Origin of the sequence: Paenibacillus sp. GCM10027626, from assembly GCF_042676285.1 — a bacterium.
GTDB lineage: Bacteria > Bacillota > Bacilli > Paenibacillales > Paenibacillaceae > Paenibacillus_Z.
The window spans coordinates 110,268-125,610 of record NZ_JBHTHC010000021.1; the positions used below are offsets into that span (position 1 = coordinate 110,268).

16 protein-coding genes and 1 tRNA gene are annotated in these 15,343 nt (G+C 49.2%); 4 read left to right on the forward strand and 13 right to left on the reverse strand.

Annotated elements, in window-relative coordinates; translation table 11 throughout:
- Positions 1-7 precede the first annotated feature (7 nt).
- Together ACFQ0N_RS30035 and ACFQ0N_RS30040 are read right to left on the reverse strand one after the other, a co-directional pair.
- On the reverse strand, positions 8-2,866 hold the full coding sequence (locus ACFQ0N_RS30035) for a sensor histidine kinase (protein ID WP_379333432.1): 2,859 nt from the start codon (positions 2,864-2,866) through the stop codon (positions 8-10).
- Complete coding sequence (locus ACFQ0N_RS30040; protein ID WP_379333491.1) at positions 2,863-4,215, reverse strand: response regulator transcription factor; 1,353 nt, start codon at positions 4,213-4,215, stop codon at positions 2,863-2,865. The genes ACFQ0N_RS30035 and ACFQ0N_RS30040 overlap by 4 nt, the downstream gene beginning before the upstream one ends.
- Before the next feature lie 262 nt (positions 4,216-4,477).
- Between ACFQ0N_RS30040 and ACFQ0N_RS30045 the strand changes: the two genes are divergently transcribed.
- The gene (locus ACFQ0N_RS30045; protein ID WP_379333434.1) at positions 4,478-5,992 is read left to right on the forward strand and encodes an ADP-ribosylglycohydrolase family protein; all 1,515 of its coding nucleotides are present in this window, start codon (positions 4,478-4,480) and stop codon (positions 5,990-5,992) included.
- A gap of 136 nt (positions 5,993-6,128) precedes the next feature.
- Here ACFQ0N_RS30045 and ACFQ0N_RS30050 read toward each other — a convergent pair whose 3' ends face one another.
- Positions 6,129-6,944, reverse strand: coding sequence for a DUF4362 domain-containing protein (locus ACFQ0N_RS30050; RefSeq protein ID WP_379333436.1), 816 nt, complete (start codon positions 6,942-6,944; stop codon positions 6,129-6,131).
- 288 nt (positions 6,945-7,232) lie between these two features.
- Here ACFQ0N_RS30050 and ACFQ0N_RS30055 point away from each other — a divergent pair, with 288 nt between their 5' ends.
- A complete protein-coding gene (locus tag ACFQ0N_RS30055; RefSeq protein ID WP_379333438.1) occupies positions 7,233-7,424 on the forward strand; it encodes a type II toxin-antitoxin system HicA family toxin in 192 nt (63 codons plus the stop codon).
- A gap of 50 nt (positions 7,425-7,474) precedes the next feature.
- Positions 7,475-7,912: a type II toxin-antitoxin system HicB family antitoxin gene (locus ACFQ0N_RS30060; protein WP_379333440.1), complete on the forward strand. Its 438-nt coding sequence runs from the start codon at positions 7,475-7,477 to the stop codon at positions 7,910-7,912.
- Positions 7,913-8,098: 186 nt separating this feature from the next.
- On the opposite strand, the gene ACFQ0N_RS30065 is transcribed toward ACFQ0N_RS30060, so the two are convergent.
- From ACFQ0N_RS30065 to ACFQ0N_RS30080, 4 genes are all read right to left on the reverse strand, one after another.
- Positions 8,099-8,251 (reverse strand): hypothetical protein, encoded by a 153-nt coding sequence (locus ACFQ0N_RS30065; RefSeq protein WP_379333442.1) that lies wholly within the window; start codon positions 8,249-8,251, stop codon positions 8,099-8,101.
- A gap of 154 nt (positions 8,252-8,405) precedes the next feature.
- Positions 8,406-8,496: transfer RNA gene (locus ACFQ0N_RS30070), tRNA-Ser, on the reverse strand.
- 55 nt (positions 8,497-8,551) lie between these two features.
- Positions 8,552-8,797: a DUF951 domain-containing protein gene (locus tag ACFQ0N_RS30075; protein WP_379333444.1), complete on the reverse strand. Its 246-nt coding sequence runs from the start codon at positions 8,795-8,797 to the stop codon at positions 8,552-8,554.
- Positions 8,798-8,813: 16 nt separating this feature from the next.
- On the reverse strand, positions 8,814-9,065 hold the full coding sequence (locus tag ACFQ0N_RS30080; protein ID WP_379333446.1) for a putative Se/S carrier protein: 252 nt from the start codon (positions 9,063-9,065) through the stop codon (positions 8,814-8,816).
- Positions 9,066-9,225: 160 nt separating this feature from the next.
- Between ACFQ0N_RS30080 and yyaC the strand changes: the two genes are divergently transcribed.
- Positions 9,226-9,825, forward strand: coding sequence for a spore protease YyaC (gene yyaC / locus ACFQ0N_RS30085; RefSeq protein WP_379333448.1), 600 nt, complete (start codon positions 9,226-9,228; stop codon positions 9,823-9,825).
- On the opposite strand, the gene ACFQ0N_RS30090 is transcribed toward yyaC, so the two are convergent.
- The 6 genes from ACFQ0N_RS30090 to rsmG form a co-directional block, all read right to left on the reverse strand.
- Entirely contained in the window at positions 9,794-10,291 is a 498-nt protein-coding gene (locus ACFQ0N_RS30090) for a DUF4446 family protein (protein ID WP_379333450.1), read from the reverse strand. The two genes, yyaC and ACFQ0N_RS30090, sit on opposite strands and share 32 nt — an antisense overlap.
- Positions 10,292-10,368: 77 nt before the next feature.
- Positions 10,369-11,544 (reverse strand): aminotransferase class V-fold PLP-dependent enzyme, encoded by a 1,176-nt coding sequence (locus ACFQ0N_RS30095; protein ID WP_379333452.1) that lies wholly within the window; start codon positions 11,542-11,544, stop codon positions 10,369-10,371.
- Positions 11,545-11,852: 308 nt separating this feature from the next.
- A complete protein-coding gene (locus ACFQ0N_RS30100; RefSeq protein ID WP_379333454.1) occupies positions 11,853-12,701 on the reverse strand; it encodes a ParB/RepB/Spo0J family partition protein in 849 nt (282 codons plus the stop codon).
- Positions 12,682-13,455, reverse strand: a complete 774-nt coding sequence (locus ACFQ0N_RS30105; RefSeq protein WP_379333456.1) for a ParA family protein — start codon at positions 13,453-13,455, stop codon at positions 12,682-12,684. The genes ACFQ0N_RS30100 and ACFQ0N_RS30105 overlap by 20 nt, the downstream gene beginning before the upstream one ends.
- 195 nt (positions 13,456-13,650) lie before the next feature.
- Positions 13,651-14,469 carry a nucleoid occlusion protein gene (noc, locus tag ACFQ0N_RS30110; protein ID WP_379333458.1) on the reverse strand — a complete coding sequence of 273 codons (819 nt, stop codon included), beginning with the start codon at positions 14,467-14,469 and terminating at the stop codon, positions 13,651-13,653.
- A gap of 153 nt (positions 14,470-14,622) precedes the next feature.
- Positions 14,623-15,342 carry a 16S rRNA (guanine(527)-N(7))-methyltransferase RsmG gene (gene rsmG, locus ACFQ0N_RS30115; RefSeq protein WP_379333460.1) on the reverse strand — a complete coding sequence of 240 codons (720 nt, stop codon included), beginning with the start codon at positions 15,340-15,342 and terminating at the stop codon, positions 14,623-14,625.
- Position 15,343 lies beyond the last annotated feature (1 nt).

Genomic DNA, 15,343 nt, shown 5'->3' on the forward strand with positions numbered 1-15,343 from the left:
GTTTTTTTCATCTTGTCCGCGGAATCGGTTGCGGAATCACGAGCCGGACCGACGTTCCTTCAAACCATTCGCTCTCGATCTCCATCTTGGCCGCCCCATCATAAAACAGTCTGAGCCGGTGAAAAACATTGTTCAACCCGATGCCCGTGCCGCCCGCAAGCGGTGCATGCGCTTCTTCCGTTCCCTCAGATTCCTTGCCGGTTCGCATGCCATTTCCCCATTTCTCCTTAATTGCGGCCAATCGCTTCGGCTCAATCCCCATACCGTTGTCTCTCACCGAAAGTATCAATTCCCCCATGCTTAGTGAAGCGTCGATCCATACCGTCCCGCTGCGGATCGAATTCAGAAATCCGTGCGTGATCGCATTTTCGACGAGAGGCTGGAGAATGAACCGGATCGTTCGGCATGAAAGGGCCTCTTCGGAGACATTCCATTCAACCGAAAACTTATTTTTGAAACGGAATTCCTGGATTGTTAAATAGTTCCGCGTATGCCTGATTTCTTCCGCCAGGTCCACGTGGTGGCCGTCATGACCGTCTTGTCCGATGCTATAGCGGAAAAGATCGGCCAGCGCGTATATCATAAAGCTGGCTTCTTCGTCTCCCGAGCCTTTCGATCGCATGCCGATGCTTTGCAGCGTGTTATAAAGAAAATGAGGGTTGATTTGCAGCTGCAGCATATTCAGCTCGGCCTGCATTTTGAGAGACTGCAGTTCTTGCTGCTTCATCCTGCCGAGACTGTTCTCCTCCGCAATCCGGATGTTTTCCTCCATCAGTCCGTTTATCCGTGTCAGCATACGATTGTAATTTTCGATCAGTTCGCTGATTTCGTCCTTCCCCTTGCCCGCGACGGCGATTCTCCGATCCATCTTCGCTTCCTCGATTTGATTATTCATGGCCAGCTTAAGATGCTCCAGCGAACGAAGCAGCCATCTGGACAGTCCGAATGCGAGCAGCATCGCGATTGCAATGCTTACGACGATTACGCTCGCATATTGGACGATAAGCTCGCGCTGCACCGCATCGACGGCATCTGTCGGCTCCATGAAATGCGTACGCCAGTTCCTATCTTTGTCATCGTAGACCAGCGCCACGCCCGGTCGCCCGATCGACACGATATATTCAGGCGAGCTCCCCGCTTTCGAGAGTGAAATGCCTGACGTTTTGCGCAGCATATCGTTTTTAAAAAGCAGATTTCCACTAGCATCCAATGTCGCGGTAAAGGCGTCGTTTTGCGGAAGAATCGATTGGAAAGCCGACTGCGCAAAAACAATTTGGATGTAGCCGATCGGTCTCAAGGAGGGCGAATTGATGTCAAAAACGGCTTTAACAAGCGATACGGTCGGCTGATTAAAGAGATCTCTGCCGTTCGATAGCCAAATGGCGTCATTCGCGCGATCGATTCGTTGTCTTGTCTCCCCGTCCAGCGTTAAATAATTGAAGGATTGGGCGTTTTGATTGGTGTAGACAAGCGTCCCGAGCAAATTGTACAGAACGAAATAAGAGGCGTCGTTAATCCCCGAATACTCAAGAAAGGATATGTCGGGCGCTTGGAGGGGGGCGGATGCCCTTCCCAGGCTCTGGCTGGTCAATTGCTGGATAAACGTCTGATTCAACGATAATTTGCGAATCAAATCCACGTACATGACCGATTGCCGGCGAATATTCATGCCGACCTGATCCGCATACCGCTTGACTGCAGGCTTCATTTGCTGGACTGCAAACGAGTGAAGGAAGCGATCGTATGCAACTCCGGAAGACAAGGACGGCAAGCAGACGGCAATGAAAAACAAAACGACCAGCTTCTTCTGCAAGGAAAACGAGGGCAGCACTCCCTTGTTCACTTCATCCGGGCGCAAGTACTGCAGCGGAAACACCAAATGCTGCTTGGTCATCCGGTGGGAAAGCTTGCGGAAGGGCAAGATCAGATATCGCGAGAAAACTTGAGCGATGAGGAAGGTTAACGCCGTTACGGTCATGAAGAAGAGCATATATTTTCGCAAGAAAGCCGATTTATTCGCTCCTGCGCCAGCGCTTCTTTGCGTATGCAAGGTTAGTTTCAGCCCCGAGGCGTCGATCGTCTTCTCTTGACTGACAACATCCTTGCCTGTGAGCGGGGCCGTCCTATCGATAATCCGCCCGTCAGGGTCCGCCAGCGTGAACGAGTCGTACTCATCGGCATTGGCCAGCGAAGCAAGCAAGTTTTCCTTCAAGACCACAATGACGATGAACGATTTCGGATTGGCCTCGATGACGCCTCCGTTCAGAATGACGCGCCCTTCAAGCTCCTTCGCCAGCTTGCGGACATCCTCTTCTTGAGCGGGCGGCATTGCAGGCGAAATCCTAAGGCGGCCGGTCAGTTCCCCAGGCCTGAAAACGATGGGACGATTTCTCATATAATGCAAGATCGGCAGCAGATTGGCGTTAACCAGATCGTCAACGGTCGGTGCGGTTTCCTCCGACAAATATTGCTGCCCCGCGCGGATCACTACGCTCCGTTGAAACGAGAAATTGCCGAGCAAATAGATCGAATCGATAAGGCTGTCAGAAAGGCGGATTTGCCCAAGGACCGCGTTTACTCGATCCGTCTTTCTGGCGATCGAATCAGCGTCCTGAAGTCCTAAATAGGAACTGACGTATTCGCCTAACTCGCCGGACTGGAGGAAGCTGATCATGGAAGTCATTTGACTGAAATATGCGGCTATGTTGTGGCTGGCGGAATCCAGCAGTTTGGCGCGGGCTTGCGCCTCGATTTCGCGATCCATCCGGTTCGCCCCAATAATCCCTATGAGGACAAGCACGATCTGCGTACAGAGCGACAGCCCGATGACCGCTATGATAATCCGTTTGCGATGCGTCCAGTTCAATGCTCCCCCTCCCCGGCGTTTCCGAGAGGAGATCGGAATTCATTCGGGGTTTGCCCGTAACGTTTCCGGAACAAATCGACGAAATACGCGGGCGTGGAATAACCCACCGATTCCGAGATTTCATAGATCTTGTAAGCGGTCGTCCGCAGCAGCTTGATCGCCTGCTCCATTCGGCGGTCGGTCAAGTAGTGGATATAATTTTTACCCGTCGTCTTGCGAAACAGCGAGCTCAAATAGTTGGGATTGCAGTGAATGTGCTCCGCCACATCCTGCAAAGAAATCGACCGTTCGAAATTCGCGTCGATAAACCGCTTCGCTTCTTCAATCAAGCCGATGGCGGCCGCTTCCTTGATCTGGAGTCTGCTCCCGTTATCGGCAGTCCTGTCGCAGCCCTCTTCCCTCCCCGGAACCGTCATCGGCTCGACAAGCGCAATGCCCTTGCCTGCATTCACATTCATGGCGTCGGCAACAGCAAGGCAAGATAAATAAATCTGCGAGGGGTCCCGAACGACAGGCCCTAGTCCGTAGGACACGGTGGACATAATCAGCCCCTGAAAACGCTTAACATTTTCCGCGACAAGAGCCGCCTTGTCCGCCGCCTTTGCAGGCATCGAATCCGATTCTTCCAAAAGCTCGCCGTTGGCGCACAACAGCCAGCATCTGCCCGTATTCGTATCGATCCAATGATAGCCTTGCCTTGTACCGTCCCAGATTTCCGTCAAAATATTGCCGAGCGCGAACAGAATCAAGTCCCACTCCCGGTCTGTATAGTACCCCGGCAGCTCCGCCTTACGGTCAATCCTTAACATCCAGACGGCATAGCGGCCGCTCTCCAGCACCATCTCGCCTTCCGAGCAGCCTTCCTCGATTTCGTCCGGTGTCAGCCGCTGGAATAGCAGCCGCTGCATGAAACGCTGGCGCAAGAAATGTGCCGACAGCTTCGCCTTTCTCTCCAATGCCGCCGTCCGGATTTCGATTAAGCGCTTGGCGTCCAGTTCCTTTATGATCTTCCCAAAGGCCTCGTCGATATCCGCTCCGCTTACGGGCTTCAGCAAATAATCGGAAACGCCGTACCGGATGCCTTGACGCGCGTATTGAAAATCGTTGTAGCCGGAAAGAAGGACGATTTTCGTAAAAGGAAACCGCTGCATAATCCAATTGGTTAACTCGAAGCCGTCCATGAAGGGCATACGAATATCCGTGAGCAAAATGTCGACCGGCTCGCCGTACAATCGCTGACAAGCCGTCAAGCCGTTATCGCAGCAACCGGACAAGCGGATGCCCAATGCTTCCCAATCGTGGACTTCCAGCCCTCTGCGGATTTCCTCTTCGTCATCTACAATCAGCATATTATACACCGCATCACCGCCTTGTCGAATTGGGGAACGTACAGCATAAAAATTACGTCATAACGGACGAGCAGCTTCGCATGTCCGATTTCTGTCACAATTCGACAATACGAATCGTTTCTCCTTCTTGACGGTACGCGCTGCAGGGCCGCAGCCGAAACTCCTTCATTTTCCGATATCAACAGCCTAAAATATCGATATTTTCGAGCGGAATGCCAGTGCTATAATCGGGTGGAACAATTTCTGACAAGGGGATGACAAAATGATCATGAACGAAAAGGAATACCGCAACAAGGTGCTCGGCTGCTGGATGGGAAAAAATATCGGCGGTACGCTCGGCGCTCCTTTCGAATTCAAAAGACAGTTGAACCGGGTATCGTTCTACACGCAGCAGCTTGACGGAAACCCTTTGCCGAACGACGATTTGGATATTCAGCTGCTGTGGCTGATCGCTCTCGAAGAGAAAGGCATCGACGTAGACGCGCGGTTGCTCAGCGAGTATTGGCTTCATTACGTCACGCCTCACTGGGCTGAATACGGCATTGCCAAGGTGAACATGCGCGCGGGACTGATGCCCCCGCTGAGCGGCACCGCCAACAACATATTCAAGCATAGCAACGGAGCTTTCATTCGATCGGAGATATGGGCATGCATCGCGCCGGGTTATCCCGAGCTGGCCGCGCGTTATGCATACGAGGACGCCATCATCGATCACGGCAACGGAGAAGGCGTCTATGCGGAAGTGTTCTGCGCCGCCCTAGAGAGCGCCGCTTTCGTCGAGCGGAATATCGATTCTCTGATCGCGATCGGCCTTTCTTACATTCCGGACAACTGCGGCGTTGCACGCGCGATCCGGCATGCCGAGTCTTCCTATCGGCAAGGCTTGAATTGGGAAGAGGCCCGGGACGACCTGCTCCGCCATCATCGGGGCAAATATGCAGTGTGGGCGGGCATTTCTCAGGAGGACGAGGAGAAAGGGTTCAAGGACGGCATTCCGGGCTGGGACGCGCCTGCCAATCTCGGGATCGTCATTCTCGGCCTGCTCTACGGGGAAGGCGATTTCGATAAGACGCTCTGCACGGCGGTAAATTGTGGGGAAGATACCGACTGCACAGCCGCTACCTTGGGAGCGCTGTTCGGCATCCTGTACGGCCTGGATGCGATTCCCGAACGCTGGATCGCGCCAATCGGCACCGGCATCAAGACAGCTTGTTTGAACTTGGGGGAGCTTGGAGTTTACGGGGACCAACTGCCTGCCGATATTTATCAATTGACCGATCGAGTCGAGTCGATAGCCCGGCAGGTGATCGCCGGCAAGAAGGGGCCGCTGACTCTCTCAGCGGACGAGCCGACGCAGCTGAACGATCTGGAATCGGCGTCGCTGAAAGACAATGACGACAAATTCAAGCCGCTCTTTTCCAAAACGTCTGGCACCGCATTCCGGTTCGACTTTTTTGAGATCGTCGTCGATTACGGCGAGGAGGGGGCCGTCATACGGGCCGGAGAATCGAAGACGATCCGTTTGGTCATCCGCAACAGTTATAAGATATCGGATATACTCAACATCCGCTGGTATGGCCCGGAAGGATTCGGCCTGACGCCCGCCGGAACGTCGAAGCTGTTTTCCGCCATCTATCCCGACACGACTAAAGAGATCTCGTTCGATGTCTCCTTGATCAGCCCGAAAGGGACCAACCGATTCGTCGTCGAAGTCACCCTCGACGGCAGAAATACCGTAATGCTCGTCCCTGTCGTACTGCTCGGCAATCTCCAATAGTAACCGTTGGAATGTCAGCCGGCGGTTCCTATCGGCGCTCCCTTTCGGCAGCCCCGGCCTAGAAAACGAAACGCTAAAAAACCTGGCAGGATCTATTCCGCCAGGTTCTTTCTTTAAAATAGTATGTGAGTATCCATCAAGGGACGAGCAAGCTGAACCAGCCTTCCTTGGCCTCACCTTCTCCGCATGAGGCGAGTTCATATACCGTGCCTTGGTCTGACTTCTTTTCTTCTATTGCTTTGCAGAAGGCATACCGCTTCATTGGCGTACCATAGGCATCGTGCGTGTTCTCGTATATGTTCCTGATCGTCTCGCCGTCGAAAGACAAATTGTTGAAGATCGGATCGCCTTCAATCGTGTATTGCACGACCTGCACCTCGCTCTTGGCGCCGCTCTTTACGTTCGCAGCGAACTGCTCCCAGACGTCCTGATTGATCAGTTTGCCATGAATGTTCACGATATCCCCGTTGGTCTCCGCCTGCTTCGAGTCATACTTCAATCCCCATATCAGATCGTATAGTGCGCGAGTTGATTTTTCCGTCAGCCTGTAACCCTGTCCCGTTTCGGAGACATAGGTGATCATTCCGTACTTGGTGCTCGCATCGACCCACAGGTGGAATTCCTTTCGCTTGCCACCCTGGACCAGCACGACATCATAATCTGACTGGGGCACGTCAAGCATACCCTGCATCTTGTCTGCGGACTTGACCGCTTTCGCGAAGACAGCAATCTCTTCCTTCTTGAAGAAAGTGCCATAAGGTTTCTCGTTCACTCGACTGAATCCGAGCGTACGGCTAACGATTACCTGATCGTCGTTGTTCTCCGAAGCCTGTGCTCCGGATGTGTGTGCCGGGCTTGGCGCCGTTGGGAGGGATACCTCTTGTTTAGTCCCACAACCCGGCAAGCCTAACAACAAGACTGCCCCCAAGATGATGACTCTTGATATTCGCATATTCATCTCACCTCAACTTCTTGACGGAGTGAGATCAGTTTAGGTTGCACGTGGGATTCGAACCCACGCACGCTGTGACACGAGTGAATACTGAAACTGCTACGGACAGGGCCCATAGTACTAAACTATCAGTAGCAGCGACTTACAGGATGCAGTACTTAAAAACAAGAAAAAAATTGTCACGGTTTTCTTTTCGTCCTTAACAACACGTATAAAAGAACGTATCATTTATTTGACACGTGTTATTATACGTTCTATAATCAAGACATAAGGAGGTGAGGCGAGCAAGTGCGAGGCCAATCTTCGCGGGATATGATTGCAACGATCGAAGCTGACGGTTGGTACTTCGTCGAAGCAGCAGGCAGTCATCATCAGTTCAAACACCCGACGAAGAAAGGTAAGGTTACAATCCCGTATCCAAGAAAAGACCTCAGTTTCAAAACAGTACAAAGCATTCTGAAGCAGGCGGGGCTGAAATAAGCCCCCTTGCCTCATCACATAAATGCCAAATAATGTAGGAGGTGAACGCGATGTTAAAGGATCGCTATGTTTACCCGGCCGTGTTCGATTACACTTACGATAACACCGGCCAGCCCGAAGCCATTACGGTTACATTTCCGAACTTGCCCGGAGCCATTACGGAAGGATCTAACGAAGAGGAAGCCGTACACAACGCGAAAGAATGTCTCTCGCTGCATCTCTACGGCATGGAACGCGACGGCGACGAAATCCCATCTCCGTCAAGCCTGCGCGATATCACGCTCGATTCGGCGGATCAGGTCGTTACCTTCATTGACGTCTGGATGCCGCCTTTCCGCGATCATATGGCGGAGAAAGCCGTAAAAAAGACGCTGACAATCCCGCGATGGCTTGACGATCTAGCAACGGAACAGAACGTCAATTTTTCGCGCGTACTTCAAGACGGGCTTAAATCGTATCTCGGAGTGAGCGAACGAAAAGTACCGTAAAGTTTTCGAAAGCCGTTAGGAGTGCGGATTCTCCAACGGCTTTTTACTTACTTACTTACATATCTAATTATGTAAACGTACTTTGCCTTTCCCGTTTCGATCATACTATCGCTTTCGCTAATTTAAAATCGGAAGCATCAGCGGGTACCTCAAAGGCAACAGTTCCCTTCTTTTTCAGACCAGCCTCTATGCCTGTTGTTCCGATCCGTTGATTGTCCGATCCTTCAAATTCTTAGCGCGCTTAACTTTAATCGCTTCATCCAACGTATACGACGGTGGCCCTGCGGGTTCGATCGGAACTCTCTCGCCGATTGTACGGCGGCCTATGCGTTTATCCATAAAACGAAAAACCCCCCTACGCTCTAATTGCGTAGAAGGATCAGATCAGTCAGGTGCAAACGAATCAGTTAGCATCCCAAACATATGTATTCCGCTATGCATGCATACCACATATCGGACTGATAACCGCATAACAGCGGGGTAATTTGGATGATGGCGGAAAGGGTGGGATTCGAACCCACGCACGCTGTGACACGCCTAGCTGATTTCGAGTCAGCCCCCTTGGGCCTCTTGGGTACCTTTCCATTCCGGTCAGCGATACTTATCTTAACACACTACACGTCCAATTGCAAGCTATTTCTACTCATTCAAACCGTCATTATTTTCTGCTGATTGCTTCATTGAGCCCGAACCCGGACCCTGCCGTAATACTTTTTTCATGTATTTCTCAAACTTTACTCGCGGCACCAATACGCTATGCTTGCAGCCGACACACTTGATGCGAATATCCATCCCCATCCGAATAATTTCCATTTCATTCGTTCCACACGGATGAGCTTTCTTCATCTGTACGATATCGCCTAAATCGAATTGCTTGCGTTCCAATATTCACTGCCCCCCTTTAAGCTTCCCAGCCTGTAACTAATTCATAGCCGCCTTCCGCACTGGCTTGAAAAATCCCGCGCACCTCTACATTTTCACTAATAATGATTCCCCCAACCTGCTGCAGGTCATCATCCGGAAACTCAATTGATAAGGCGCAGCCGGCTGTAATTTCTTTAGGCGTTGGCCGCGTATCTATTTCAATATCCGCATACTCTAGCAACATTTCTGCCCGCAATGCCTGCTGTGTAGAATCGAATGCTATTAACACCCTTATCCCCCTCAGAATAGAATCAAATTGCTTCCTCTAGTCCAAGTATAAAATAACGCTGTCATCCATATACTAGCTAGTAGAAAAGCTATGAGGAAAAAGCCATAAGACCAGCATTTGCTCCACCTTGGTCGGACAAAAGGCAGGAGGGGTTAGTTAGATGAAACTAGCACGAACGAAAGATTCACCACTGAACGTAGCTCATACCGAACCGAATGTAATGGGCATTCTTATTAATGAACTTACTGATCTGCTGCATAACGCGCCACATGATGCACGCATTGTCATTGTTTGTGTTGGTACGGACCGTTCGACCGGTGATGCCCTTGGCCCGCTTGTCGGTTCAGGACTAAGCAAATACCGCAGCCTCTTCTTCGACCTTTATGGTACATTGGAACAGCCTGTTCATGCCCTAAATTTAAATGATACCTTGCAGCAAATTGAAAAGAAAACTCCGAACCCGTTCATTATTGGGATCGATGCTTGCCTTGGGCAGGTGTCGAGTGTAGGCAATATCCAAGTCGGAACAGGTCCCGTCCGTCCTGGTGCCGGCGTTAACAAGGAACTGCCGCCCGTCGGAAATATGCATATTACCGGAATCGTGAATGTTGGCGGATTTATGGAGTATTTTGTACTGCAGAATACTCGTCTCCATCTTGTGATGCATATGGCTGATGTTATTGCCTGCAGCCTTTTCTCTGCTGTTGTCCAAACCGTGCGCTCGCGCTCTATGAATCCTCCTGCTGTAATGCAAGACTAAGCGCTTTTTTCTCTTCTTCAGTCAAAGTATATTCAGACTGACCCTCTTTTACAGGCTTGGCATATAAATAGGTAGTGTCTCTCGCATGAAGGCCGCTTAGCACCATCCCTGTTTGCTTGTCGTCCACTATAGCAAAGGAAAAGCTCAAGTTGCTGCCAGGCTCTGAGAAGGCGTTATAGCGATGAACGCCGACATTACCCTTCTTGGAGCGCAGCTGCTCCTTCACCTTTTCAAGCTCCGCTGAGAGCGATGTATGATTGTACTCATGAACCTGCATCTGCTCCTGCAGCATAATGAGAATTTCCTCCAGATTATTGACTCCCGATCCATCCATAAATTCCAAATAGGATCGGCGCAGCCGCTTCAACTTTCCGCCGAGGATTAAAGTACGAATTAACAAAAGTATAACAACAAAGAATAAGGCAATGGTCACAAGATCCATCGGCCTCAGTTCAATCGCTTCCATAAATATCTGGTCTCTCCCCTGCTTAAAGGCTGTTGACTTAAGTCAATCTCACAAATACGCGAGCTGCTGAAATTGACTTAATTATAATGTTTTTTAATTTCCCCGATTGCCATAATAAGTGCTTCCGCTTCATTCTTTGTCGTGAAGCATCCCACACTCGCTCTAACAGCCCCTGTCGCAAGCGTTCTTGCTGTACCGTGTGCCAACGGTGTGCAATGAAAGCCGGCACGAACCGCGATTTGATAATGCTGATCCAAAATAAATGCTGTTTCTGCCGGATCAATCCCTTCGACAATAAAAGATACAATTCCTGTGCGCGGCAAGCCCGAAGCCGGCCCCAGAATTCGGATGCCGCCGATGGTCTGCAGCTCTTCCATTATATACTGCACTAAAGACCACTCATGATCATAAATACGCTTGGGCGTCTGCTCAAGCACGTACTGCACGCCTGTCTTCAACCCGGCTAATCCCGGACAATTCTGCGTACCAGCCTCAAACCGGTCAGGACGCACTGTAGGCTGCTCCAGCGACTCGGACTGGCTGCCTGTTCCCCCATGCAGCAGCGGCTCCAGCTCGACCTTAGGATGAATGTAGAGCCCTCCCGTCCCCTGCGGGCCTAACAGTCCTTTATGACCAGGAAACGCCAACAAATCAATTCCCATTGCCTCGACATCAATATCGAGCAAACCGGCAGATTGTGCCGCATCCACCAGCAGATGAACGCCATGCTTTCTGGTAACCGCTCCGATATCGGCTAATGGCACTATCGACCCTAACAAGTTGGAGCTGTGATTGACAATAACCACCCTTGTATGAGGCCGAATCAATTGCTCAAGCCTAGCGATATCAACCTTTCCATATTCATCGGTCTCCATCGTAGTCACTTCGATATTAGCGATTTTCTTCAAATATTCCAGCGGCCTGCGTACTGAGTTGTGTTCAACTGCTGTCGTAATGACATGATCCCCCGGCTTTACTAATCCCTTAATCGCTGTATTCAAAGCCATTGTTGTATTCATTGCAAAGGCTATATCGTTCGGATTAGCAATTCGAAACAATTTGGCAAGCGCTTTTCTTGCCTCAAACATAATTCGGCTGGCGCGGACCGCCATCTGATGGCTTCCCCTGCCTGGATTGGCAGCATCCTCTTGCATCGCTTGAACAATCGCTTCAGTAACACCGGGTGGCTTGGGCCAAGATGTGGCCGCATGGTCCAAATAGATAACACCACGCTGAGTAGCTTCCGGACGCATGAACTCCCCCCCTGTAACCAGACCTCAAATTAAATGATTTAACAATACAAGAAGAAACGGCTGACGCCATCCTTTGTTGCGAGGCAAGTTTCTTCCCTCAGAAATATAAGCTGGGTATAAGGTGAAACTTATACTTTCTTATATTTTAAGAAGAAATGGCCGACGCCGTCCTTGGCGCGAGGCAAGTTTCTCCCCTTAGAAATATAAGCTGGGTATAAGGCAAAACTTATACTTTCTTATATTTTAATAATAGCATACCCGAGCGATATCTTCATCTTACGATACCACTCAAGTATGCTATTTGTTTCCTAAGCCATTTGTTGAAGCAGTTCCAGTAATCTTTCTAAATCCTGCTTATTATAATAAAGAAGCTCAATCCGGCCTTTATCCTTTTGCTGCTTGATTTTCACCGTCGTCTTAAACTGATTCTGCAATGTTTCTTCCAGCTGTTCAAGATACGGATCACGTTTCTTCGCGGATAGCTTTGCTTTCAAAGGCTTCTTCTCATCCAGCTTTTGAATTGCCTCCTCAAGGTCGCGCACACTCCACTCATGGGTGATCGTCTGTTCAGCTAATTCTCTTTTTGTGCTGTCATCCTTCACACCTACGAGCGCGCGGGCATGTCCCATCGACAATGTTCCACGTGAAACATTTTCCTTAATTTGCTCCGGCAAGGAAAGTAACCGCAAAAAGTTGGCAATATGAGATCGCGACTTACCAACCTTCATCGACAGCTCTTCTTGCGTCAAATTGAATTTGTCCATCAATGCCTGATAGGCAAAAGCCAGCTCAATGGCATTCAAATCTTCACGCTGCAAATTTTCTATAAGCGCGATTTCCATAACCTGCTGGTCGGAGAAGCTGCGCACAACAGCTGGAATCGTAGTATTGCCGCATAACTGGGATGCACGAAAACGTCGCTCACCTGCTATGATTTCATAGCCCTTAAGGACCGTCCTGACAATAATCGGTTGAATAACGCCATGCTGTTTAATCGACTCCGCCAGTTCACGAATTGCCTCATCATCAAATGTTTTCCTTGGCTGATAAGGGTTAGGACGCAGTTCAGTTAATGCCACTTCAATGACCTTATCATCTTCGCTTACAGAAAGCGATGGAATAAGCGCATCGAGTCCTCTACCTAGCCGCTTGCTCATACATGATCACTTCCTTCGCGAGTTCAAGATAAACTTCAGCTCCCTTGGATCTTGGATCATATGTAATGATCGACTGCCCGTGGGAAGGAGCTTCACTTAATCGAACGTTACGGGGGATAATCGTCTGGTACACCTTTTGTTGAAAATACTTTTTCACTTCTTCAATGACTTGAATGCCGAGATTGGTTCTGGCATCAAACATCGTCAAAAGCACGCCTTCAATTTGCAAAGAAGTATTTAAATGCTTTTGTACTAATCTGACCGTGTTTAGCAGTTGACTTAACCCTTCAAGGGCGTAATACTCACATTGAATCGGAATGATGACCGAATCGGAGGCGGTAAGCGAGTTAATCGTCAGCATACCGAGTGAAGGCGGACAATCTATCAATATGTAATCATACTGACTTTTCACTTGCTGCAATGATTTCTTCAAGCGGTGCTCGCGCGATATCGTCGGAACAAGCTCAATTTCCGCGCCCGCCAACTGAATCGTGGCAGGAATCAAATGCAACCCTTCAATATTAGTTGGCAAAGTTGCATCCTTCGGGTGAACATCATTAATAAGCACGTCATAGATGCAATGCACCACGTCCGCCTTATTAATACCGATCCCACTCGTCGTATTGCCTTGAGGGTCAATATCGACGAGCAAAACCTTTTTCCCCAAAGATGCGAGACAAGCGCCCAGATTAACAGACGTTGTCGTCTTACCGACACCGCCCTTCTGGTTCGTAATCGCAATCGTTTTTGACAAACCCGTTCACCTCTATGTGATAGCATGTTGATCTATAATCTATTCGCTAGTTTTCCACTTTAATAAGCAATAGAAAAAGGCGATGCCGTCCTAAAGAAGCGGACGGCTCGGAGCGGCATGATAAACTCTATTTTCTCATGTTTTCATCGTAAATACGAATAAATGAAGAAACTCTAATCCATCATAATTATGGGATTACCTTTTTGGTATTTGAATGACAATCTCGTAATGATCCTCATAGTCTTTCTCATTGGTTTTAATCTGCATACCTGATCCAGACACCATATCAATCGACTGACGAATGGTGTTCAGCGCTAGGCGAACATCCTTTGTAAACGAAATACGACGTGATTTTTTAATCGTAGCCGCTTCCTTGTAGAACGCGACACGAGCCTCGGTTTGTTTTACGTTCAACTCTTTTGCAACAATATCTTCCAACACTTTCAATTGCAGTTCTTCGGAATCCAAAGACAATAAAGCTCTGGCATGTCTTTCTGTAATTTTCCGCGCGACCAGCGCTGCCTTAACAGGCTCGCTTAGACCAAGCAAGCGAATTTTATTCGCAATTGTCGATTGACTCTTCCCTAAACGCTGGGCAAGGCTTTCCTGCGTCAATTGATGCAGGTCAATCAGTTTCTGATAGGCAACCGCCTCTTCAATCGCCGTCAAGCCTTCCCGCTGCAGATTTTCAATCAACGCGATGGACGCCGCTTGTGAATCGTTGAATTCGCGCACAATAGCAGGGATTGTTTGGAGTCCCAGCTTTTTCACTGCACGCCAACGCCGTTCGCCGGCAATAATTTCATATCGCCCATTGCGAACACGCACTACGATCGGCTGTATAACCCCATGTGTTCTGATCGTTTGACATAGCTCATCAATACGTTCATCATCAAAGATCGTTCGCGGCTGATAAGGACTTGTATCAATCTCATCCACCGCTACCTGCTTCACTTCATCCTGATTGTTTTTCTGTTCGGACAGGCCGAATAATCGTGAAAATTGTTCTTTCATCGCGTCAACTACCACCCGAATTCAAAATGCCGAGGATTGTCGTTATACAATAATTCTTCGGCTGCAAATGATTTTCCTGCTTGACAAACAGCGTCAACAAACATAATTATGACAAAAATGTTTCACGTGGAACATTTTGCAGTATTAATCTCGCTATGTAATCGGCTGTTTAAGTGGTAAGCCCGCTTTGCGAGGAAATTTTTTGGGCGTTGCAGCTATTTTGTCAATAACAATCATATGCCGGTCTGACTGTTCAAATGGAAGCTTCATTGGATGAACGGCTTTTAGCTTTCCTTTTAATTGCTGCAGGCTAGCAGTTGCCTCAACTAATTCCTCGTCTGGCGCCGTACCCTTCATTGCAATAAACAAGCCGTTTTGCCGAACAAACGGCAAACAAAATTCTGCAAGCACATTAAGACGCGCAACAGCGCGCGCAGTTGCAAAATCATAATGATCGCGATGCTCCGGCAATCTGGCGATATCTTCAGCCCGCCCATGTACACATTGAACATGATCCAGGCCGAGCCGCTCTACAACATGCTTTAGAAATTGGATCCTTTTGTTCAGAGCATCGACAATCATGATTTTCATATCCGGGTAACAAATTTTAAGTGGAAGACTGGGAAAGCCTGCACCGGAACCGATGTCTGCCAGGCTTCTCCCTTTTACATCAATATAAAACGATAGCGATATAGAATCATAGAAATGCTTTTCGTAGACGGCCTCACGTTCAGTAATGCCAGTCAAATTCATTTTTTCATTCCATTCAACCAGCAGCTGGTAATAGAGCTCGAATTGTTCCAACTGGCGCTCTGACAGAGTTATGCCTTGCGCAGCCAGCATTTCCTGAAACCAAGTCGGTTTATGATTCATT

Coding starts and splice junctions, on each gene's coding strand:
- ACFQ0N_RS30040 (WP_379333491.1), bottom strand. CDS start 4,215: ATGCTGATTGTAGATGACGAAGAGGAAATCCGCAGAGGGCTGGAAGTC.
- ACFQ0N_RS30045 (WP_379333434.1), top strand. CDS start 4,478: ATGATCATGAACGAAAAGGAATACCGCAACAAGGTGCTCGGCTGCTGG.
- ACFQ0N_RS30050 (WP_379333436.1), bottom strand. CDS start 6,944: ATGCGAATATCAAGAGTCATCATCTTGGGGGCAGTCTTGTTGTTAGGC.
- ACFQ0N_RS30060 (WP_379333440.1), top strand. CDS start 7,475: ATGTTAAAGGATCGCTATGTTTACCCGGCCGTGTTCGATTACACTTAC.
- ACFQ0N_RS30065 (WP_379333442.1), bottom strand. CDS start 8,251: ATGGATAAACGCATAGGCCGCCGTACAATCGGCGAGAGAGTTCCGATC.
- yyaC (WP_379333448.1), top strand. CDS start 9,226: ATGAAACTAGCACGAACGAAAGATTCACCACTGAACGTAGCTCATACC.
- ACFQ0N_RS30090 (WP_379333450.1), bottom strand. CDS start 10,291: ATGGAAGCGATTGAACTGAGGCCGATGGATCTTGTGACCATTGCCTTA.
- ACFQ0N_RS30095 (WP_379333452.1), bottom strand. CDS start 11,544: ATGCGTCCGGAAGCTACTCAGCGTGGTGTTATCTATTTGGACCATGCG.
- ACFQ0N_RS30100 (WP_379333454.1), bottom strand. CDS start 12,701: ATGAGCAAGCGGCTAGGTAGAGGACTCGATGCGCTTATTCCATCGCTT.
- noc (WP_379333458.1), bottom strand. CDS start 14,469: ATGAAAGAACAATTTTCACGATTATTCGGCCTGTCCGAACAGAAAAAC.
- rsmG (WP_379333460.1), bottom strand. CDS start 15,342: ATGAATCATAAACCGACTTGGTTTCAGGAAATGCTGGCTGCGCAAGGC.